At 76.1% G+C, this 20,897-nt stretch carries 21 protein-coding genes; 8 read left to right on the top strand and 13 right to left on the bottom strand.

The genetic code is table 11. The features are described from left to right. Positions 1-21 precede the first annotated feature (21 nt). Positions 22-420 (bottom strand): STAS domain-containing protein, encoded by a 399-nt coding sequence (locus PH191_RS20635; protein WP_274196512.1) that lies wholly within the window; start codon positions 418-420, stop codon positions 22-24. A 143-nt stretch (positions 421-563) separates the two neighbouring features. Between PH191_RS20635 and rfaE2 the strand changes: the two genes are divergently transcribed. From rfaE2 to PH191_RS20620, 3 genes are all read left to right on the top strand, one after another. Continuing rightward, entirely contained in the window at positions 564-2,120 is a 1,557-nt protein-coding gene (gene rfaE2, locus PH191_RS20630; protein ID WP_274196511.1) for a D-glycero-beta-D-manno-heptose 1-phosphate adenylyltransferase, read from the top strand. Further along, positions 2,117-2,941: a glycosyltransferase family 2 protein gene (locus PH191_RS20625; RefSeq protein ID WP_274196510.1), complete on the top strand. Its 825-nt coding sequence runs from the start codon at positions 2,117-2,119 to the stop codon at positions 2,939-2,941. Before rfaE2 ends, PH191_RS20625 begins: the two co-directional genes overlap by 4 nt. Positions 2,942-3,079: 138 nt before the next feature. Then, a complete protein-coding gene (locus PH191_RS20620) occupies positions 3,080-3,976 on the top strand; it encodes a hypothetical protein (protein ID WP_274196509.1) in 897 nt (298 codons plus the stop codon). Positions 3,977-3,989: 13 nt separating this feature from the next. Here PH191_RS20620 and PH191_RS20615 read toward each other — a convergent pair whose 3' ends face one another. The 3 genes from PH191_RS20615 to PH191_RS20605 all read right to left on the bottom strand — a co-directional run bounded on the left by PH191_RS20615 (position 3,990) and on the right by PH191_RS20605 (position 8,055). Further along, positions 3,990-5,942 carry a 4-alpha-glucanotransferase gene (locus PH191_RS20615; protein WP_274196508.1) on the bottom strand — a complete coding sequence of 651 codons (1,953 nt, stop codon included), beginning with the start codon at positions 5,940-5,942 and terminating at the stop codon, positions 3,990-3,992. A gap of 43 nt (positions 5,943-5,985) precedes the next feature. Continuing rightward, positions 5,986-6,291 carry a hypothetical protein gene (locus PH191_RS20610; protein ID WP_274196507.1) on the bottom strand — a complete coding sequence of 102 codons (306 nt, stop codon included), beginning with the start codon at positions 6,289-6,291 and terminating at the stop codon, positions 5,986-5,988. A 69-nt stretch (positions 6,292-6,360) separates the two neighbouring features. Next, entirely contained in the window at positions 6,361-8,055 is a 1,695-nt protein-coding gene (locus PH191_RS20605; protein WP_274196506.1) for a RecQ family ATP-dependent DNA helicase, read from the bottom strand. A 73-nt stretch (positions 8,056-8,128) separates the two neighbouring features. Between PH191_RS20605 and PH191_RS20600 the strand changes: the two genes are divergently transcribed. Continuing rightward, positions 8,129-9,211, top strand: coding sequence for a DNA topoisomerase IB (locus tag PH191_RS20600; protein WP_274196505.1), 1,083 nt, complete (start codon positions 8,129-8,131; stop codon positions 9,209-9,211). Positions 9,212-9,216: 5 nt separating this feature from the next. Here PH191_RS20600 and PH191_RS20595 read toward each other — a convergent pair whose 3' ends face one another. Continuing rightward, positions 9,217-10,026, bottom strand: a complete 810-nt coding sequence (locus tag PH191_RS20595) for an ATP-binding protein (protein ID WP_274196504.1) — start codon at positions 10,024-10,026, stop codon at positions 9,217-9,219. Positions 10,027-10,144: 118 nt separating this feature from the next. Between PH191_RS20595 and PH191_RS20590 the strand changes: the two genes are divergently transcribed. Further along, a complete protein-coding gene (locus PH191_RS20590) occupies positions 10,145-10,621 on the top strand; it encodes a proteasome activator (protein WP_274196503.1) in 477 nt (158 codons plus the stop codon). Between the two features lie 19 nt (positions 10,622-10,640). Here PH191_RS20590 and PH191_RS20585 read toward each other — a convergent pair whose 3' ends face one another. After that, on the bottom strand, positions 10,641-10,970 hold the full coding sequence (locus tag PH191_RS20585; protein WP_274196502.1) for a WhiB family transcriptional regulator: 330 nt from the start codon (positions 10,968-10,970) through the stop codon (positions 10,641-10,643). 298 nt (positions 10,971-11,268) lie between these two features. Here PH191_RS20585 and PH191_RS20580 point away from each other — a divergent pair, with 298 nt between their 5' ends. From PH191_RS20580 to PH191_RS20570, 3 genes are all read left to right on the top strand, one after another. Continuing rightward, on the top strand, positions 11,269-11,634 hold the full coding sequence (locus PH191_RS20580) for an anti-sigma factor antagonist (protein WP_274192486.1): 366 nt from the start codon (positions 11,269-11,271) through the stop codon (positions 11,632-11,634). A 102-nt stretch (positions 11,635-11,736) separates the two neighbouring features. Then, positions 11,737-12,198: an ATP-binding protein gene (locus PH191_RS20575; RefSeq protein ID WP_274196501.1), complete on the top strand. Its 462-nt coding sequence runs from the start codon at positions 11,737-11,739 to the stop codon at positions 12,196-12,198. A gap of 89 nt (positions 12,199-12,287) precedes the next feature. Continuing rightward, positions 12,288-13,025 (top strand): RNA polymerase sigma factor SigF, encoded by a 738-nt coding sequence (locus PH191_RS20570; RefSeq protein ID WP_274192502.1) that lies wholly within the window; start codon positions 12,288-12,290, stop codon positions 13,023-13,025. A 62-nt stretch (positions 13,026-13,087) separates the two neighbouring features. Here PH191_RS20570 and PH191_RS20565 read toward each other — a convergent pair whose 3' ends face one another. From PH191_RS20565 to PH191_RS20535, 7 genes are all read right to left on the bottom strand, one after another. Further along, a complete protein-coding gene (locus PH191_RS20565) occupies positions 13,088-14,344 on the bottom strand; it encodes a cytochrome P450 (protein ID WP_274196500.1) in 1,257 nt (418 codons plus the stop codon). Positions 14,345-14,472: 128 nt separating this feature from the next. Beyond that, positions 14,473-16,278 (bottom strand): selenocysteine-specific translation elongation factor, encoded by a 1,806-nt coding sequence (gene selB / locus PH191_RS20560; RefSeq protein WP_274196499.1) that lies wholly within the window; start codon positions 16,276-16,278, stop codon positions 14,473-14,475. Further along, positions 16,275-17,576 (bottom strand): L-seryl-tRNA(Sec) selenium transferase, encoded by a 1,302-nt coding sequence (gene selA, locus PH191_RS20555; protein ID WP_274196746.1) that lies wholly within the window; start codon positions 17,574-17,576, stop codon positions 16,275-16,277. The genes selB and selA overlap by 4 nt, the downstream gene beginning before the upstream one ends. A gap of 49 nt (positions 17,577-17,625) precedes the next feature. Then, positions 17,626-17,988 (bottom strand): hypothetical protein, encoded by a 363-nt coding sequence (locus PH191_RS20550; RefSeq protein ID WP_274196498.1) that lies wholly within the window; start codon positions 17,986-17,988, stop codon positions 17,626-17,628. Between the two features lie 60 nt (positions 17,989-18,048). Further along, positions 18,049-18,696 (bottom strand): permease, encoded by a 648-nt coding sequence (locus tag PH191_RS20545; protein WP_274196497.1) that lies wholly within the window; start codon positions 18,694-18,696, stop codon positions 18,049-18,051. A gap of 97 nt (positions 18,697-18,793) precedes the next feature. Then, the gene (gene nrfD / locus PH191_RS20540; protein WP_274196496.1) at positions 18,794-19,837 is read right to left on the bottom strand and encodes an NrfD/PsrC family molybdoenzyme membrane anchor subunit; all 1,044 of its coding nucleotides are present in this window, start codon (positions 19,835-19,837) and stop codon (positions 18,794-18,796) included. Then, positions 19,834-20,895 (bottom strand): 4Fe-4S dicluster domain-containing protein, encoded by a 1,062-nt coding sequence (locus PH191_RS20535; RefSeq protein WP_274196745.1) that lies wholly within the window; start codon positions 20,893-20,895, stop codon positions 19,834-19,836. Before PH191_RS20535 ends, nrfD begins: the two co-directional genes overlap by 4 nt. Positions 20,896-20,897 lie beyond the last annotated feature (2 nt).

Raw genomic sequence — 20,897 nt, 5'->3', positions numbered from 1 at the left:
GTCGCCTCGGCGGACCTCGCCTCAGCGCAGGTCGGCCGCCGCGGCCTCGGCGTCGGGGTAGGTGTCGAAGAGCTCGGTGAGGCCGGTGAGGCTCAGGGCACGCCCCGCGGTGCGCGGGACGCCCGCGAGCCGCAGCTCGCCCTCGCGGGCGATCGCCGCCTCGCGCTCGGCGATGAGCAGCGCCAGACCGGCCGACCCCATGAACTCCACGCCGGAGAGGTCGAGCACCACGTGCACCGCCCCGGCGCCGACCTGCACGCCGATCGCCTCGCGCAGCGGGCCGGCCGTGGCGGTGTCGACGTCGCCGGCCGGCGCCACGACGGCCACCCTCGGTGTGAGGAGGCGGGCGTCGATCGTCGTCTGGTCGTCGGGGCCCGCGGTGTGGGGGCCCGTCGAGGGCTGGGGGGCGTCGTTGGCCATCGGCACTCCCGTGACGGCTGGGTCACCCCGTCGGAGACGGAGCGGAGAGCGACAGTACCGAGACCACCCGCACGGCGCCGGTCGGCAGGAACGCCTACCGCCATCCGCACCCGGCCGTGTTCCCCCGGACGGACGGTCCGCTGATGGCTGCGCCCGAGATGTCGCGCCCCGGGTCCGTGTCGCGGTCCGGGTCCTTGCTGCGCCCCGAGTCTCCCGACCTGGCCGCCGCCCCGCTGGCCGCCGACCTGCCCGCGCGTCTCGCCGCGGTCGCCCCACGCGTGGTCGTCCTGGGCGACGCGGTGCTCGACCAGTGGCTCACCGGGCCGTCGCACCGGCTGTCGCGCGAGGCGCCGGTCCCGGTCGTCGAGGTCGACCACACCCACGGCTCGCCCGGCGCCGCGGCGAACACGGCCGCCAACCTCGCGGCGCTCGGCGCCCGCACCGAGTTCGTCTCGGTGCTCGGCGACGACCCCGACGGGGCGACGGTGCGCGAGGTGCTCACCGGGTTCGGCGTCGGTACTACGGGCGTCGTCACCGACCCCTCGCGTCCCACCGCGGCCAAGCGGCGGGTGCTCGCCGACGAGGCGCTGGTCGCGCGGTTCGACACGTCGTCGCGGGAACCGCTGGACGCCGACCGGCGCGCGGCCGTGCACGACGCCCTGCGCGCGGCGGTCGAGGGCGCCGACGCCGTGGTCGTCTGCGACTACGGCGGCGGGATCCTCGACGACGAGACGGTGGCGCTGGTCGGGTCGCTGCTCGGCGCCCCGGGGGAGCGCGGCTGCCGGCTGGTCGTCGACGCCCACGACCCGGCGCGCTGGGCCCCGGCGCGCCCGGACGTCGTCACCCCCAACGCCGGGGAGGCGAAGCTCCTGCTGGGCCGCGAGCTCGGCGGGCCCGACCGGGTCGCGGCCGCGGAGGCCGCCGGTCCCGAGCTGCGGGAACGCTCCGGGGCCGCGTCGGTGGTGGTCACCCTCGACCGCGACGGGGCGCTGCTGCTGCCCGACGACGGCTCCCCGACGCACCGCACCTTCGCGCGCCCCGCGCCGGAGGCGAACACCTGCGGGGCGGGGGACACGTTCACCGCCGCGCTGGCGCTCGCGCTCGCCGCGGGCACCCCGGCGGCCACCGCCGTCGAGCTCGCCCAGGCCGCCGCCGACGTCGTCGTGGGCCGCCCGGCGACCTCGGTGTGCGGCACCGGCGAGCTCGCCGAGCGCGTCGCCGCCGCCGAGGGCCCCCTGCTGGACGCGGCGTCGCTCGCGACGATCGTGCACGACCAGCGCGTGGCCGGGCGGCGCGTGGTGTTCACCAACGGCTGCTTCGACGTCGTGCACCGCGGCCACGTCGCGTCGCTCAACCAGGCCAAGCGCCTCGGCGACGTGCTGGTGGTGGCGCTGAACTCCGACGAGTCGGTGGCGCGCCTCAAGGGCCCGGAGCGTCCGCTGAACCCGCTGGCGGACCGGGCGGCGGTGATCGGCGCGCTGAGCTGCGTCGACCACGTCACCGCGTTCGACGCCGACACCCCCGCCGAGCTGCTCGACCTGCTGCGCCCGGACGTCTACGCCAAGGGCGGCGACTACACCCCCGAGATGCTGCGCGAGACCGCGACGGTCACCGCCTACGGCGGGCGCGTCGTCATCCTCGAGTACCTGCCCGACCGGTCGACGACGTCGCTGGTGGACCGCATCCGGAGCGGGTCGTGATCGACGTCCTGATCCCGACGCGGGGCCGGCCGGTCGAGCTGGCGACCACGCTCGCGGGCCTCGCGGCGCAGACCGGCGTGGCGTTCCGGCTGACGATCTCCGACCAGTCCGACGGCGACCCCTCCTGGGAGACGCCGTCGGCGTGGACGCTGATCCGCTGGTTGCGCCGGCGCGGGGTCCCGGTGGACCTCCACCGCCACCTGCCGCCGCGCGGGATGGCCGAGCAGCGCGCGTTCCTGCTGTCGTGCGCCTCGGCGCCGGCGGTGCTCTACCTCGACGACGACGTGTGGCTCGAGCCGGGCGTGCTGGCGCGCCTGCACCGCGCGCTCGGCGAGCTGGGCTGCGGGGTGGTGGGCGCGGCGATGCAGGCGCTCGGGCACGCCGAGGACCGGCGACCCCACGAGGTGACGTCGTTCGCGGCGTGGGACGGGGCGGTGTCGCCGGAGACGCTGGTCAAGGACGGGCCGGGCTGGGACCGCTGGCGGCTGCACAACGCCGCGAACGGGCTGCACCTCGCCGAGTCGCTGGACCTCGACGGCCCGGGGCGCCCGACGCCGCCGCCGGAGTCCTACGTGGCCTACAAGGTCGCGTGGACGGCGGGCTGCGTCCTGTTCGACCGCACCGCGCTGGTCGAGGCGGGCGGCTTCGAGTTCTGGCGCGACCTCCCGCCCGACGCCCACGGCGAGGACGTGCACTCGCAGCAGCAGGTCATGGCGCGCCGCGGCGCCGCGGGCATCTTGCCCTCGGGCGCGTACCACCAGGAGTCCCCCACGGCCCTCCCCGACCGCGGCGTCTCCGCCGTCGACGCGCTCCCCATGTGAGCGAACTTCCCGGCTATAGCCGGGAAGTTCGCTCACGGGTGGACGTGAGGGAGCCGCCGGACGTGCGCCTGCGTCCAACCGGTCATGGACGATGACCTCGATTCCTGGCAGCGCCTCCGCCGCGACCAGCACGGAGTGATGACCCGCACGCAGCTGCTCGCCCGCGGCTTCACCGATCACGGCATCCAGGCCCACCTCGACGCGGGCCGGTGGCAGCGGCTCCACGAAGGGGTCTACGTGACCTACTCCGGGCCACCCACCGTGCAGGCACGGCGTATCGGCGCTCTCCTCGCGTGCCGGGGCGGGGCCATCCTCAGTCACGAGACCGCGGGCGAGCTGCACGGATTCGTGACCGCCGACGACCAGCGGCCGATCCACGTGACCGTCCGCTACGGCTGTTCCGCGGCCCGGCTGGACGGGGTGAAGGTGCACCGCTCGCGGGCGTTCGCCCACATCGGGTGCGAGGGCGCTCCGCCGCGGACGAACCGGGTGCACACCGTGCTCGACCTCGCCGTTGCCGCACCGGACGCCCAGGAGGCGTCCCGACGCGCCCACCGGTACGCCCTCGACGCGGGCGTCCACCCGCTCGCTCTCGAACGCGCGGTGGAGCTGCGCAGGCCGCCCCGACACGGCCGTGTCATCGCGGACGCCGTGGCGCTCCTCCGCGACGGTGTCCTGTCGCCGTTGGAGCACCGCTACCTCGTCGACGTCGAGCAGGCGCACGGGCTCCCGATCGGCCGCCGGCAGACGCCCGTCCTCGTCGACGGGGTCCGTCGCTACGAGGACATCGCCTACGACCTCCCCGGCGGGCGGGCGATCGTCCGCCTCGACGGGTTCGGCGGGCACCGGGACCCGCGCACTGCTCTCGTCGACCGACGCCGCTCGGTGGCAGCCGTGCTCGTGGGTGTGCCGTCGGTCCCGTTCGGGTGGTTCGAGGTCACGACGCTCCCGTGCCGCACGGCGCGGGAGGTCGAGGCGCTCCTCCGCCCGCTCGAGTGGGACGAGCCCTTCGCGCTGCGCCCTCGCTGCCCGTGAGCGAACTTCCCGGCTATAGCCGGGAAGTCCGCTCACGGAGGGCCGAGGCGACAGACACCACGCGGGGGTCGGCGAGGAGCGTGTCGAGGGAGTGGGACAGCGGGATGCGCCAGTTGGGGTAGGTGTCGACGGTCCCGGGCAGGTTGGGCTGGCGCACGTCGCCGAGGACGTCGGTGAACGCCGCGAGCACGATCCGCGAGCGCGCCGTCGCCAGGAGCCGGTGCATCGCGAGCACGATCTCGTCCGGGGTGGCGGACTCCGACACCCCGAACCCCTCGGACGCGAGCAGGTCGAGCAGCTCGGCCCGGTCCCGCGCCGCTGCCGCGCGCGCCTCCTCGACGTCGTCGAGCACCCCGGCCTCGGCGCGCACCCGCACGTGCTCGTCGCGCAGGAACCCGGCGGCGGTCGGCAGGTCGTGGGTCGAGATGCTCGCGAGGGTCTCGGGGTGCCAGCACCGCGGCGGCAGCAGGTCACCCGAGGAGTCGCGCTGGAACCACAGCACCGCGCAGCCCAGCATCCCGTGCTCGGCGAGCCCCTCGGTGACCTCCGGCTCCACGGTGCCCAGGTCCTCGCCGACCACCACCGCGCCGGCCCGGGACGCCTCGATCGCGACGACGGCGAGCATCGCCCGCGCGTCGTAGTGCACGTAGGCGCCCTCGCGCGCCCCGCGGCCCGGCGGGATCCACCACAGCCGCCACAGCCCCGCGACGTGGTCCACGCGGATCCCGTCGGCGTGACGCAGCACCGCGCGGATCATCGACCGCAGCGGCGCGTACCCCGACGCCGCCAGGGCGTCCGGCCGCCACGGCGGGAGCGCCCAGTCCTGGCCCTGCTGGTTGAAGTCGTCGGGCGGCGCGCCGACGGTCACCCCGGGCGCGAGCGCGTCGGCCAGCGTCCAGGCGTCGGCGCCGCCGGACGAGCAGCCGACGGCGAGGTCCGCGATCAGCCCGACCGCCATGCCCTCGGCCGCACGGTGCGCGGCGCCGAGCTGGGCGTCGGCGAGGTCCAGGCACCAGGCGTGGAAGAGCACGCGGTCGGCGAGCTCGGCGCGGGCGTCGGGCACCCCCGAGTCCCCGACGTGAGCCAGGCCCGCCGGCCACGACCGCAGGTCGCTGCCGTGGCGCTCGGCCAGCGCGTACCAGGTGGCGACGTCCCGCTCACCCTCCTCGAGGGCCTCGACGTCCGACGGCGCCGCCGGGTCGTACGGGCGCAGCAGCTCCAGCGCCGCGCTCTTGGCCGCCCACACCGCGTCGTGGTCGACCAGGTCGCCGCCGGCGGGACGCAGCGCGTCCACCTCGGCCCGCACCGACGCCGGCGCCGCCGCGTAGGCCGCGGTGTCGGCGACGCGGATGTAGAGCGGGTGCAGGAACCGCCGGCTCGACGGCGAGTACGGCGACGCCTCGACCCGCGGGTCCAGCGCGAGCGCGTGCAGCGGGTTCACCAGCAGCGCGCCGGCGTCCTGCTCCCCGGCCGTGCGCGCGAGCAGCGAGGCGAGGTCGGCGTAGTCGCCGCAGCCCCACGAGCCCGCCGAGCGCAGCGCGTACAGCTGCGCCATCCATCCCCACGTCGCGGGCGGCGGCGGCAGAGGGGGCGGCGCCACGATCAGCGTGACGTCCTGCCCGCGGCAGGCCAGCCGGTGGTAGCCGACGGGCAGGTCGGTCGGCAGCGTCGTGCCCACTTCGCGCACCGAGCCGTCCTCGAGGGTCACGACACCCGCCGCGGGCAGCGCACGCTCGTGCCCCTCGTCGACCACCACCGTCGCCGGCAGCGCGTCGGGGTCCGCGCCGCGCACGGCGTCGAGCGCCGACGCGAGCGCGGACGGCGTCGACGCGTCCACCTCGAGGGCGTGGAGGACGTCGATCACCACGTCGCGGTCGAGCTCGACCTCGCGCTCCGAGCTGTCGCGGTAGCGGACCGCGATGCCGTGGGCAGTGGCGAGCTCGGCGAGATCGGGCTCGACGGGCACCGGTGGACTCCCTGGGTCAGGTGGGGTGGGGGAGCGCAGGATGTCAGGTGCGGTGGGCCGCGCGACGACGGGCGCGGGCGGCGACGTCGTCGGCCACCGATGCGGCGGCCGTGCCCGGGCGCCGGACCCGCGACAGCGCGGTCACGGCGCTCACGGCGAGGCCGGAGACCGCGGCGGCGCTGGTCGCGGCCCAGCCGCGGGCGAGCAGGGCGACCGCGAACTCGCGGGCCGAGCCGGCGTCGCGACGGGCACGGCGCGCCAGCGGGAGCAGGTCGGCGGGGGTACGGGGAGCCAGGGGCGGCTCGGAGGCCGGCGGGGCCAGCGTCGATTCGATCGGTTCGTGCAGCACGGGCGCCTTCCTGACGTGGGCGGTGTCACGCCGGGGATCGGCCGCCGAGCAGTGCCGGAAACGTGACGCTCACGCGGGTTCGAGCAGGTGTTTCTCGCGGACCACCGGCAGGGAGAGCGTGCGGTAGCCGCCCCCGTCGAAGAGCACGACGACGGAGTCCTCGGCGACCGTCGTGACGGTGCCCCGGCCCCACTCCTGGTGACGGACGGCCTCGCCCGGCACGGGGTCACCGTCGGCCGGGGCGTCGTGCAGCCCCGTCCGGTCCCCGGGATCCCCCGGCCGCCCGGCGTCGCACTGGTCGCAGTGGCCGCACGGCTCGTCCCGCGTCTCGCCGAGCGCCTCGAGCAGGGTCCGCCGCCGGCACCCGGTGGCCTCCGCGTACCGGCGCACCAGCTCGACCTTGCTCTGCTCGCGCTCCCGACGCCGTCGCACGAGCCCGGCTGCGGTCCCGGCGAGGCCGTCATCCGCACCGAGCGCATCCCCCGGAGCGATCCGGCGCCCCGAGAGCCTGCGGACCGCGCCCAGCGCGACGAGCGCCGGCACCGCCCGGGAGAGCGCGGCCTTCGACAGCCCCGCCGGTGCCGCGAGCTCGCCCTCCTCGACGCCCTCGGGATTCCGGCGGACCGCCGCGAGCACCGTCTCCAGCGCCTTCTCCCCGGCGTCCCGGCCGGAGGCGAAGAGCCGGGGTCGGACGAGATCCTGCGGCCGGTGGAACAGCACGGCCGTCGCCGTGCGGCCGTCGCGGCCGGCCCGCCCGATCTCCTGGTGGTAGGCGTCGATCGACGTGGGCGTGTCGCCGTGGACGACCCACCGGACGTCGGGCTTGTCGATGCCCATCCCGAACGCGCTGGTGGCGACGACCACCGGGACGTCGCCGGCCATGAACGCGTCCTGGACGCGCGCGCGCTCGGGACCCTTCATCCCGCCGTGGTACGCCTCCGCGGCGACGCCGGACCCCCGCAGCCGGTCCCGGACGAGCGTCGTGTGCGCGCGGGTCGTGACGTAGACGATCCCGGTGCCCTCGAGCGCGGCGACCTCGCGGACCAGCCGGTCCCACTTCGCCTGCTCGTCGTGCACGAGGTGCGCGGTGAGGTGGATGTGCGGGCGATCGGGGTCGCGGACGACCACGCACGCGTCCGGCACCCCGAGCAGCTCGAGGATCTCCTGGCGCGCGGGCACCGACGCGGTCGCGGTCAGGCCCAACAGGCGCGGGTGTCCCAGCCGGCGCCGGGCGACGGCGAGGGTGAGGTAGTCGGGGCGGAAGTCCGGGCCCCAGTCGCACACGCAGTGCACCTCGTCGACGGCCAGCAGCGTCGGCGCCCCCACGGCCAGGGCCTCGAGGACGTCGGTGCGCGCGAGCTGCTCGGGGGAGGTCACGAGCACGTCGACCTCGCCCGCGCCGAACCCGTCGAGCGCCGCCGACCGGTCCCGCGCCGACAGACCCGAGTTGAGCACCGCGGCGCGGACACCGGCGTCGCCGAGGTGGGCGACCTGGTCGCGGTGCAGCGAGAGCGTCGGCGACACCACGATCGTCGGGCCGCCGAGCACGAGCCCGGTGACGGCGTAGACCGCGGTCTTGCCGGCGGCCGGTGGCAGGACCGCGAGACAGTCGTCGACGAGCGCGCCGAGCACCGCCTCGCGCTGGCCGTCGCCGAGCGCGACGCCCTCCCCGAGCACGCGCGCGACGGCCGCGTCGACGGCGTCGAGGGTGGAGCGGTCGACGGGGCCGCAGGGGCCGAGGAGGTCCTCGGGAACACCGGTCACCGGACACTGGTTGCCGACGGCGCCCCGGCAGAAACGGCGTTCGCAACCGGTGGAAGAGGGGTACGCCCGGCCGGTGGATCTGGTGCACATCGACCCCCACGGGCCCGGGATCGGCCGACGCAAGCGCGGCAAGGGGTTCAGCTACTTCGACCGCGAGACGGGCGAGGCGATCACCGACGCCGCGCACCTGGAGCGGATCAACGCGATCGTCATCCCGCCCGCGTGGCAGGACGTCTGGATCTGCCCCGACCCCCGCGGGCACATCCAGGCCGTCGGCACCGACGCCGCGGGGCGCCGCCAGTACCGGTACCACGACGAGTGGACCCGGCAGCGCGGCGAGGAGAAGTTCGTCCGCGTCGCGCGCCTCGGCCAGGTCATCGGCGACGCCCGGGCCGAGATCGACGCCCGCCTCGCCCGCGGCAAGGGCCTCGGACGCGACCGCGTGCTCGCCGGCGCGGTGTGGATGCTCGACCTCGGCGTCTTCCGTGTCGGGCACGAGGAGTACGCCAACGAGGACTCGCCCGGCGACGCGTCGTTCGGGCTCGCCACGCTGCGCCGCGAGCACGCCGTGGCCCGCCGCGACGGCGGCGTCGAGTTCCGCTACGTCGCGAAGTCCGGCGTGCCGCGGCGGATCACGCTGTACGACGAGCACATCCACGGGCTGGTCAGCTCGCTGAAGCGGCGCCGCGGCGGGGGCGAGGACCTCCTGGCCTTCCGGCGCGGCGGACGCGGCGGCGACCGCGGGCCGTGGCACGACGTCACCGCGCAGGACGTCAACGACGCCGTGCGCGAGCTGATCGGCGAGGAGTTCACCGCCAAGGACCTGCGCACCTGGAACGCCGGCGTGCAGGCCGCGGTGGCCCTCGCGGGGGAGTGCGACGACACCGGCGGGCCGCCGCGCGCCGAGCGCACGCTCAAGAGCGCCGTGACGCGGACGATGAAGTCGGTCGCCGAGCAGCTCGGCAACACCCCGGCGGTCTGCCGGCGCTCCTACGTCGACCCGGTGCTCGTCAGCCACTTCGAGAACGGCCGCACGATCGCGGACGCGGTCCGCGAGGGCTCGGGGCTCGACGACCGGGCGATGCGCGCCCACGTGGAGCGCGCCGTGCTCGAACTGCTCGCGCACCGCGAGCCCCCGGAGGCGGCGGCCGCCTGAGCGGCCTAGGCCGAGGTGGTCATCTCCGACCACACGGTCTTGCCGTCGCGGTGGGGCTCGACGCCCCAGGCGCTCGACACGGCGGCGACCATGGCGAGCCCGCGCCCGCGCGGCGAGGTCGGCTCCGGGAGGTGGGCCTCGGGCAGCGGGGCGAGGTCGAAGTCGCGGACGGTGAGCCGCAACGAGTGCTCGCGGCGCTCCACCTCGACGACCGACGCGCTCTCCGCGTGCTCGACGGCGTTGGTGACCAGCTCCGTCACGACGATCTCGGCCGCCTCACGCGCCTCCTCGTCGACCGCCCAGCGGTGACAGACGCGCCGGACGTGCCCGCGCGCGGCTCCCGGGGCCTGCGGGTCGACGGTGAACCGCCACCAGCCGCGCACGAGCTCCGGACGCTCGTCGAGGTGGGCGACGGCCGTCGCGGTGTCGGGGTGCACGGGCACCCGCTGGGCGACCCGCGAGCTCACCAGCAGGGCGGCCGTCGTGGCGTCCGGCGCGGCGAGGGCCAGCCGCACGTCGGGCCACTCCCCGGCGAGGGCGGCCGCCTCGGCGAAGGCGTGCACCGCGCCGGAGTGGGTGAGACGCATGCCCGACACGTCCACGACGACCCCGCCGTGGCGGCGCAGGAGCTCGACGATCCGGACCGCCAGGGGCCGGGCGGTGAGCTCGGACAGCGGACCGGTGAGGGCCACGACGACGACGTGCGGCACCGCGTCCTCGTCGACCGCGCGACCGTCATCGGGCGCGGCCTCGCCACGCACCTTCGTCCCGCCGTCCCCCGTGGTGTCGAGGGCCAGCCTGATCCTTGTGTCCACGACTCACCTCGCGCCCTTCATACCCCGCTCCCGTGACGGCGAAGCGCGTGGCCCGCGACCGTGTCGCCGCGACGGGGACCAGCGCGCCGACGGGGGCGCGGCCCGCCATGATGGGGCCATGAGTGATCAGGACGAACGCCCGTCGTCGGCGCTGGCGGCGGCCGCGGCGTCGGGCGCGGGGGAGGGTGCCGGCACGGGGGAGCTGGTGGCCTCCCCGGGCGCGGTGATGCGGGTGGCCGGGATGGTCGGCAAGCTCGTCGAGGAGGTCCGCGCGGCGCCGCTCGACGAGGCGGGGCGCGCGCGTCTCGCCGACATCCACGAGCGGTCGATCCGCGAGCTCGAGCAGGGGCTCGCGCCGGAGCTGCGCGAGGAGCTGCGCCGCATCACGCTGCCGTTCTCGTCCGACGCGGCGCCCTCGCAGGCCGAGCTGCGCATCGCGCAGGCCCAGCTCCTCGGGTGGCTCGAGGGTCTCTTCCACGGCATCCAGAGCGCCGTGCTCGCGCAGCAGATGGCCGCACGGGGCCAGCTCGAGCAGATGCGCCAGGGTCGCAGCCGTCCCGCGCAGGGCGGGGACGACGGCGGCCAGTACCTCTAGGCCCCTGACTCCAGGGCCTCTAGACGGGGGACGGCGCCTCGTAGACGACGGCGCCGGCCTCGTCGTCCGTGCGACGACCGCCGCGCAGGGCCAGGCGTCGCTCGTCCTCGGTCAGGCCGCCCCAGACGCCGTAGGGCTCACGGGTCGCGAGGGCGTGGCGACGGCACGGCTCGATGACCGGGCAGGACGCGCAGACCCGCTTGGCCTCGGCGGCGCGGTGCTCGCGTCGGGGACCCCGTTCGCCGTCGGGGTGGAAGAAGAAACTCGAGTCCATCCCACGGCACGCACCGTGGAGCTGCCAGTCCCATTCATCGATGATGGGCCCGGGCAGGAGTCGGATGTCGGCCATGGCGATCCTCCCAGTCGGGGCGCCCGCACGGGGGGTGGTCTCCGGCGCGCCAGCAACATCGGCGGTATCCCCCCCGCCCCGCGACGGCAAACACCCCTGATCGGCCCAACGACCGGCACGATCGTGTGCGGCGCACGACCCGGCCAGGTGCTCTTCGGCACGCGGAGGCCGTCATCGGTGTCGTGAACACGTGCCCACGGGGGGTGACGAGTAGGGTCACGAGCACGGCAAGTACGTTTTCCCTGGACCGACGCCGAGTTCGGACCACACCCGACTGACCGGAGGGGGACCAGACGTCGTGGCCACCGATGACGACCTCACTGCGGAGGACCCGCTGGGCGTGGACGTGCAGCGGTCGAACGGCGCGTCGGTGATCCGGCTTGCCGGCGAGATCGACATGCTGACGACGCCTGCGCTGCGCGCGAAGGTGAACGAGGAGCTCCAGGGCAAGCCCACGGTGCTCGTGCTGGACATGCTCTCGGTCGAGTTCCTCGGATCGAGCGGCCTGGCCCTGCTGGTGGAGGCGCTCGACGAGTCGCGGAACCGGGACGTGGCGCTGCGCCTCGTCGCGAACTCGCGGCCGGTGAGTCGTCCGCTGCAGGCCACCGGCCTCACCGACCTGTTCGCGCTCTACCCGTCGGTCGAGGCCGCGCTCGCCGGATGAGCCGGACGACCGGCGTGGGCCCCTGCCGCCCGCGCAGGCTCCGCCGATACGGTGACCGCGCCATCGACCTCCTCACCTGCCGCGAAACGGAGATCAGCAGCCGTGCAGACGCCGGAACCGCAGCAGCGTGATCGCACGTCCACCGCCACCTCCGATCCCGGTGCCGCCGGGTCGGCAGGCCTGGCGGAGACCCCGTCGCCCGTCGAGGTCCGCGTGCACGCCGACCCGGCACTGATCCCGTCGGTGCGCGCCGTCGCGGCCGACCTGGCCGCGCGGGCGGACTTCGACCTCGACGCCGTCTCGGACCTGCGGATGGCCGTCGACGAGGCCTGTTCGGCGCTCGTGCCCCTGGCGCGGGAGGGCGGACAGCTGCGCTGCGGGTTCGTCATGTCCGAGGGCCGCATCGACGTGATCTGCCGGGTGCCGGTGCGCCACGAGGCGACGCTGCGCCAGGACACCTTCGGGTGGCGCGTGCTGACCACGCTCACCGACGACGCCGAAGTGCTCGACGCCGACCCGGAGTGGCTCGGCATCCACCTGCGCAAGCAACGGCTCAACCCGTGAGCGAGCCGGCGCGCCCGCTGACGGGCAGCGCGGGCGGGGCACCTCAGCGCAGCTCCCGGAACGAGGACTCCTACGAGCACCTCGTCCCGATGCTCCTCGAGCACGCCGGGCTGCCCGAGGGCGACCGGCGTCGCGAGGCGTTGCGTGACCGCCTCGTCGAGGGCTACCTCCCGCTGGCGCGGCACATCGCGCGCCGCTTCGCCCAGCGCGGCGAGCCGCAGGAGGACCTCGAGCAGGTCGCGACGGTCGGCCTCATCCACGCCGTCGACCGGTTCTCGCCGGAGCGCGGTTCGGACTTCCTGTCCTACGCGGTCCCGACGATCACCGGCGAGGTGCGCCGCTACTTCCGGGACAAGGCATGGTCGACGCGCGTGCCCCGGCGGCTCAAGGACCTGCGCCTGGCCATCGGGTCGGCGATGCCGCAGCTGTCCCAGGAGCTCAACCGCGCCCCCACCGCCGGCGAGCTCGCCGAGCACCTGCAGCGCAGCCGCGAGGAGGTCCTCGAGGCGCTCGAGGCGGCGAACGCCTACCGCTCCTCGAGCCTCGACGACATGCTCGTCGACGACCCGTCCTCCGGCCGCCTCGCCGACGTCCTGGGATCCGCGGACGCCGAGCTCGAGCAGGTCGAGCACCGCGAGACCGTGCAGCCCGCCCTGCGCAAGCTCCCCGAGCGCGAGCGGACGATCGTCATGCTCCGCTTCTTCGGCGGCATGACCCAGACCCAGATCGCCGAGCGCGTCGGCGTGTCCCAGATGCACGTCTCCCGCCTGCTCACGCGCACCCTCGCGACCCTGCGCGCCGACCTCCAGGATCCGCCGGCGATCTGAGCACATCCTGAGTGCAAGCCCTGCGTCCTCGCTTGCACTCAGCGCCAGGAAAGCCGCTTCGATCACGCGCCGACGGGCAGCGTCGTGTAGCTCCTCAGCAGCAGCGAGCGGCGCCGTGCCGCGCCCGGCTCCCGGTGCAGCGTCGGCATCCGCTCCGCCAGGGCCGCCAGCGCGACCCGCGCCTCGAGCCGGGCCAGCGGCGCGCCGAGGCAGAAGTGGATGCCCCCGGAGAACGCCAGGTGCTCGCCCTTCGTCGGCCGGTCGAGGTCGAACACGTCGGGGTCGGTGTGCACCGCCGGGTCGCGACCGGCGGCCCCGAGCATCGCCATCACGACGGTGTCCGGCTCGATGTCGCGGTCACCGAGGTGCACGGTCTCGTGCGGCGTCCGCGCGGTGAACTGGATCGGCGCGTCGAAGCGCAGGCTCTCCTCGACGGCGTCGCCCGCCCGGCCGGGGTCGGCGGCGAGCCTCGCCCAGGGCTCGCGGGCGTCGGTCATGGCGGCGACGGCGTTGCCGAGCAGTGTGCTCGTCGTCTCGAACCCCGCGAGCAGCAGGAACGCCGCGAGGCTGACGGCCTCGTCGGTGTCGACGTCCTCGCGCGCGAGGTGGCTGAGGAGGTCGTCGGCGGGGTCGCGACGCCGGCGTTCGAGCAGGCCGCCGAGCAGCCCGCGCAGTTCGGCGACGGCGCGGTCGAGGCGGTGCAGGGCACGCAGCGACCGCACGCCGCCGAGCCCGGCGCCGACGGCCTGGCCCCACCGCGCGAACGCGCCCGCGTCGGACTCGGGCACGCCCAGGATCTCGGCGATCACCGCCGCCGGCAACGGGGTCGCGACGTCGGCGACCAGGTCGAACCGACCGCGTGCGGCGGCCTCGTCAGCCAGCCGTTCGGCGAGCCCGACCACCAGGGGCTCGTAGGAGCTGACGCGGGCGGGGGTGAACCAGCCGCCGACCAGGCGCCGGAGCCGCGTGTGCTCCGGCGGGTCCATGCCGAGGAAGGACAGCTCGACGGGCTCGAGCAGCGGGTCGCGGCGGCCCTCGACGGCCCCGCCGAGCGAGCCGCCGGTCCGCGGTCGCACCAGGAAGCGGCGGTCGCGGACGACCTCGCGGCACATCGCGGCGGTGGCGACGACGAGCACGCCGCTGCGGCTCGCGTAGGGCTGGGAGGCCTCGCGCAGCTGGCGCTGGAGGGGCGCCGGGTCGTCGATCCAGGGCCGGTACAGCAGGCGTAGGACGGGATCGCCGGCGAGGGCCAGCGCCAGGCCACCGGTGCGCACCACCGCCAGCCGCGCACCGAGGGCGACGTCGCGACGCAGGTCCATGCCCGTGATCCTGGCGCGGCCCGACGTGCCGGGAAAGCGCCCGGACGCCCGGTGATCGAAGCGGCTTTCCTGGCGTTGAGTGCAAGCGAGGACGCAGGGCTTGCACTCGGCGAGTGCCCGCCCACCCCTCACCGCACCGAGTGCCGGCCCTCGTCGTCGCGGCGCGTGCGGCCCTGGCGGGCCAGGTGCTCGAGCAGCGGCACCGCCACGCGGCGGGTGGTGCCGAGGGCCTGGCGGGCCTCGGAGAGCGTGAACGGCGAGGGCAGGTCCGCGAGCCGGGCCACGGCGACGTCCAGGGCGTCGGGCGCCAGGTAGATCCCGTCGCCGACCTTGAGCAGTGCCCCCGCCGTCACCGCCGCGCCCAGCTCGCGGGTGCGCAGCCCCAGTTCCGTGAGCCGGTGGGCCTCGGGGGCCGCGAACGGGGCGTCGGCGAGGTCGGCGCGCACCGCCGCCACCGCCGCGCGCACCGCGTCGGGCAGCCCGCCCGCGTCGCGGCGCCGGATCCGCCCACCCGCGGCCGTGAGCGACGACGCCCCCGGCTCCGCGAGGACGAGGTCCAGCAGGCGGGGATCGGGAAGCTCGAGGACGCGCGCCGCCGCCTTCGCGGGCAGGCCCGCCTCCAGGGGCTGGGCCTCGGCGTGGGCGACGACCGCCTCGACCAGCCGCCGCGCCAGCACCGGGAGGTGCCCCGGGTCGACGAGCCACCCGCCCGCCGCGGGCATGTCGGCCGGCACCTCGGCGCCCAGCGCGACGAGGTCGTCGCGACGCATCAGCCGCCGCCGCGCGAGCTCGCCGGCGGCGTCGGGGACGCCCTCGGTGCCCGCCAGCTCCCCGGCCCGCGCCACCGCCGCCCCCCGACGACGCAGCGCGGGCGGGCGCACGTCGAGCACCGTCACCCCGCCGAGCACCCGGTGCGCGCCGGGATCGCGCAGCAGCGCGTGGTCACCGGGGCGCAGCGGCAGCGGCTCCCGCAGGGTGAGGCGCACCGTGCGGGTGGCGTCGTCCGAGTCGGGCGCCCCGGACCGCGACAGCGGCCGCACGCGCGCCGCCACCGCCGCCGACCCGACGTGCAGCATCACCTGCTTCGGCAGCTCCACCGCGGCCGAGGCGCCCCGTGGCGGTCCGACGCGCACGTCGACGACGTCGCCGCGCAGCCAGCGCCCGGGGGTCGTCAGCGCGTCGCCGCGCCCGACCTCGTCGAGGCCCACGCCCCGCAGGTTCAGCGCCACCCGGGCGACGGCGCGGACGGGGTCGACGCTCTCGCCGAGCGCCTGCATCCTGCGCACGGTGACCGTGCGCGAGCCCAGGGCCAGCTCGTCGCCCACCCGGATCGTGCCCGCCCCGAGCGTCCCGGTGACCACCGTGCCCGCCCCCCGCACCGTGAACGCGCGGTCCACCCACAGGCGCACGTCGGCGTCGACGTCCGGGGCGGGCAACCCGGTGACGAGCTGCGACAACGCCGCCCGCAGCTCCGGAAGGCCCGCCCCCGTCGCCCCTGACACGCACACCGCCGGCAGCCGCCCCAGCGACGACTCCCCGAGGTGCTCGAGCGCCTCGTCCCGCGCGAGCTCCGGATCGGCGAGGTCGCTGCGGGTGACGACGAGCAGACCGTCGCGCACCCCGAGGGCGTCGAGCGCGTCGAGGTGCTCGGTCGACTGCGGCATCCACCCCGAGTCGGCGGCGACGACGAACATCGTCGCCGGCACCGGCCCGACCCCGGCGAGCATCTGCGTCACGAACCGCTCGTGCCCCGGGACGTCGACGAACGCGACGGGCTCCTCGGTGCCGGGCAGCGTCGTCCACGCGAAACCGAGGTCGATCGTCATGCCCCGCCGGCGCTCCTCGGCCCAGCGGTCGGGCTCCATCCCGGTGAGCGCGCGGACCAGCGTCGACTTGCCGTGGTCGACGTGGCCCGCGGTGGCCACGACCCTCATCCCGGAGCTCGGACCAGCGCCAGGGCGATCGCGTCCGCGAGGCGGGTATCGGCCTCGGGTGGCACCGAGCGCAGGTCGACCACGCACCGCCCCTGCTCGACGCGGGCGAGGACGGGGTCGGCGCCGAGGCGCAGCCGATCGGCGGCCTCGACGGGCAGGGCCACCCCGGCGCTCGCCAGCTCCACCCCCGGCGCGCCACCCCCGCCGACCTGCGCGGCGCAGTCCACCGCCACCCCGCCGACCTTCTCGGCGAGCGCCGCGGCCCGGACCCGCAGGTCGTCGACGTCGGCCTCGAGCATCGCCCGGACGGGCGGCAGCGGGCCCCGCAGCGTCGCCTCGAGCGCCGCGAGCGTCAGCTTGTCGACGCGCAGCGCCCGGGCCAGGGGGTGGCGACGCAGGCGGTGCACGAGGTCGGCGTCGCCGAACACCAGGCCGGCCTGGGGGCCGCCGAGCAGCTTGTCACCCGACGCGGTGACGAGATCCGCCCCGGCCCGCAACTCGCTGGTCGCGTCCGGCTCCGCGGGCAGGAGCGGGTGCGGCGCGAGCAGCCCCGACCCGATGTCGGACACCACGGGCACGCCCAGCCCGACCAGGTCGGCGACCGGCACCGACGACGTGAACCCGGTGACGACGAAGTTCGACGGGTGGACCTTGAGGACCATGCCGGTGTCCGGCCCGACGGCGTCGGCGTAGTCGGCGCGGTGCACGCGGTTGGTGGTGCCGACCTCGCGCAGCCGGGCGCCGGTGGACTCCAGCAGGTCGGGCAGGCGGAACCCGTCGCCGATCTCGACCATCTCGCCGCGGGCGATGACGATCTCCCGACCGGACGCGAGGGCCGTCGCGGCCAGGATCAGCGCCGCCGCCCCGTTGTTCGCGACGTGCACGCCGCCGGCGTCGGGGACGGCCGCGGCCAGCGCGCCCAACGCCCCCGCGCCCCGCCGACCGCGCCCACCGGAGACCAGGTCCAGCTCGACGTCCGTGGTCCCGGCCGCGAGGTCGAGCGCGTCCCGGGCGGCCGACGAGAGCGGGGCGCGCCCGATGTTGGTGTGCAGCAGGACGCCCGTGGCGTTGAGGATCGGGCGCAGGGTCGCCGAGGTCAGGGGCAGTGTCGCGACCACCTCGTCCGCGACGGCCTCCGGCGCGATCTCCCCGGCCCGCGCCCGGCCCTGCGCGGCGACGACGACCTCCTTGACCCGCGCCCGCCCCAGCGTCGCCAGCGCCGGCCCGAGGCGTGCGTCGGCGAGCACGGCGTCGGTGCGCGGCACCCGCCGGCGGGGATCGTCGCTCACCTCGCCCATTCTGCGCTGCACCCCCATCTCCTCCCCGTGCCCCGCCACGGACGACCACTCACACGCCGAGGGCGACGACCGACGTCAGGACCCCGACCCCGACGACGAGCCCGGTCACGGCGACGAGCAGCCCCCGCGGGAAGACCCCGCGGACCATGAGCAGCGACGGCAGGCTCAGCGCCGGCAGGGTGATCAGCAGCGCCGCGGCGAGCGGCGCCGACACCCCGACGGCCAGCAGCGCCGCGACGACCGCGATCTCGGCGCCGGTCGGGATCGGCAGGAGTGTCCCGGCGACCGCCAGCAGGACGACGCCGACGACGATCCCCGTCCCGGTCAGCAGCGTCGAGCCCACCGGGAACAGCACGCCGCGCAGTGCCCCGAGGGCGACCACGAGCAGCAGGTACTCGGGCAGCAGCCGCACCGAGAGCCGCCCGAGCGCAGACAGGAAGCGGACGAGCAGAGGGCGGTCGTCGGGCTCGGTCTACGAGGGCACGACCGGCGTCGCGTCGACCGTCGCCGGCCCGCTCCACCACCGCGCGAGGGCCACGGCCCCCACGACGACGGCGAGACCGGCGCCGGCGCGCAGCAGCGTCCACGGCCAGGGCAGCACGAAGGCGCAGAAGGCGAGGACGACGGGGTTGAGCGCCGGGTTGCCGAGCCAGTACGCGAGCGTCGCGGTGAGGTCCGCGGTGCGGCGGCGCAGCCCGACGGCCAGCGGCGCCGCGCAGCAGCTGCACATCATCGAGGGGAGGGCGAGCGCGCTCCCGCGCACGCCGCCGCGGACCCCGCTCCCGAACAGCCGGGCGAGCCACGCGGACGGCAGCGCGACCTGCACCGCCGCCGCCAGCACGAGCCCGACGACGAGCGCGGGCCAGATCGCGAGGAAGTACGTGCCGGCGAACCGCAGCCCCGCGGTCAGCGACATGCCGGGCGGCGTCGGTTCCCCGCCGGTGAGGATCGACGGGCCGAGCGAGTGCGACCCGGCGACCGACGGCACCTTCACCCAGTACGGCGCCCACTTCGCCCACAGCAGCCCGGCCACCACGAGCACGCCGAACCCGAGCGCCACGGCCCACGGCGGCGGCCCGGTGCGGCGGGGACCCACCGACACGCCCGACGCGTCCGACACGTCCACCTCCTCCGGCACGATCGGGGATCGTCACACGGGCGGGGGACGTCGGCACCTCGGGAGGTGGGAGCGCTCTACGAGAACGCCGAAGCAGCCGTCAGGCGAACGTACGGTCCGGCGGCGCGACCTCGGTGCCGGTCGTCGCCTGTCGCTGGCGGATGCGCTCACGCTGGGGGACGACGATGTGCGCGGGGTCGTTGGCCGACGCGATGCCGGCGTCGAACACCCCGAAGCGCGTGAGCGCCGACCCGGCCATCAGCGCCAGGCCGGACAGCGCCGCCGACCAGCGACGACGCCGGCCCAGCACCGCGCCGACCGCGCCGGCCGCCAGGCACGCCTTCGAGGCGCGCATCAGCGTGTGCGCGCGGCCCTTCTGGTACACGTCGCCGAGCAGGCCGAGCTTGCGCTCCATGAACTCGCCGGCCGCCAGCTCGACGACCGCGCCCGCCACGGCCAGCCGCGCCGCCGGCACGTTGTCGCGCACGGACGCCCCGACCAGCCCCATCCCGCCGCCGGCGGCCGCGGCGCTGCCGGCGAACACGATCGGCAGCTCGCGGTGCGCCTCGTGCCAGGTCGGCACGGCGGTGTTCGAGAACAGCACCGCCGTGTACGTGCCGAGCGCCGGCCCGATCACCGCGGCGACCGCCCCGGACGCGTCGCCCGCCCGCCGGAACAGGCCCGTCACCTCGGACGCGGCGGTCGCGGCGGCGAGCGTCGCGAACGGCGAGAGGATCCAGGTGCCCACCGACAGCGGCGACGTCGGCTTGAACACCCGCAGCATGTGCAGGAAGCGAGCCGGCCGGTGCAGGTCGTGGATGAGGAAGACGGTCCCGCCGGCCGCACCGGCGGCCGCGGCGAGGCGCCCGGTGCGTCGCAGCGTCGGACGATCGGTGGCGCCGCCGAGGGCCCCGAGACCCGACGACGTCGCGGCCAGCCCGCCGAGGAAGAGGTACAGCGGGACGTCGGGGTTCTTCCACACCGGCGCCTTGATGATCGGGCGCCCGTAGTACGAGCGGAACTCGGCCTCGGGGACCTGCAGCTCCTCGCCGCGGCCGCGGCGCCGGCTCCCGCGGCGCGGCGTCACCGCGTCGTGGTCGACCCGCGACCGCTGGGGCATCTCGGCCGGGTTCGCGTCCGTCACTTGCGACCTCCCCAGAACGCCGCCACGACCGCCGCCCCCAGGCCGACCGCGGTGAGCGCCGCGTTGCGCCACATCTCCGGCAGGTCGCGGGTGGTGACGATCGGGTCCGGCGGCATGCCGTAGACCTCGGGCTCGTCGAGGAGCAGGAAGAACGCGCCGTCGCCGCCGACACCGTCGTCGGGGTCGCGACCGTAGAGCCGTGCCTCGGTCACGCCGCGCCCGTGCAGCTCCGCCAGCCGGGCATCGGCGGCGGCCTGGAGCTCGTCGAGGTCGCCGAACTGGATCGAGTTCGTCGGGCACGCCTTCGCGCAGGCCGGCTCCATGCCCGCGCCGAGGCGGTCGTAGCACAGCGTGCACTTGTGGGCGCCGCCGTCGTCCTCGCGGACGTCGATCACGCCGTACGGGCAGGACGGCACGCAGTAGCCGCAGCCGTTGCAGATGTCGTCCTGCACGACGACCGTGCCGAACTCGGTGCGGAACAGCGCTCCCGTCGGGCACACGTCGAGGCAGCCGGCGTGCGTGCAGTGCTTGCAGACGTCCGACGACATCAGCCAGCGCACGTCCCGCTCGTCGTCGGGGGTCTGCTGGCCGTGCGCGCCGGAGTCGGGCAGCAGTGCGAGCAGGTCGACGGTCTCGCCCGGGGCGGGGGCGGTGGCGGCGTCGCGGGGGGCGCGCAGCGTCGGGGACGACGGCGCGCCGTCGGTCACCGCGGGCAGCCCGGTCGGCAGGAACCCGGTGGCCGCGTCGACGGGCACGCCGCTGGGCGGCCCGCCGTGCGCCGCGGTCGCGCTGCCGTGCGGCCGGACGTCCTCGATGAACGCGACGTGCCGCCACGTCGAGGCGCCGAGGTCACCGGTGTTGTCGTAGGACATCCCGGTGAGCCGGTAGAGGTCGGAGGCGTCGGTGCCGTCGTCGGGCACCAGGTTCCACTCCTTGCACGCCACCTCGCAGGCCTTGCAGCCGATGCACACCGAGGTGTCGGTGAAGAAGCCGACCCGCTTCGGGTGTTCGGTCGACCACCCCGCGTCGGTGCTGGGGTCGGGCAGCGGCCCGGACAGCG

Source organism: Actinomycetospora callitridis (assembly GCF_028737265.1).
GTDB classification, from domain to species: domain Bacteria; phylum Actinomycetota; class Actinomycetes; order Mycobacteriales; family Pseudonocardiaceae; genus Actinomycetospora; species Actinomycetospora callitridis.
Note: the sequence above shows the minus strand (reverse complement) of the source record. Positions and strands in the feature narration are given on the sequence as shown.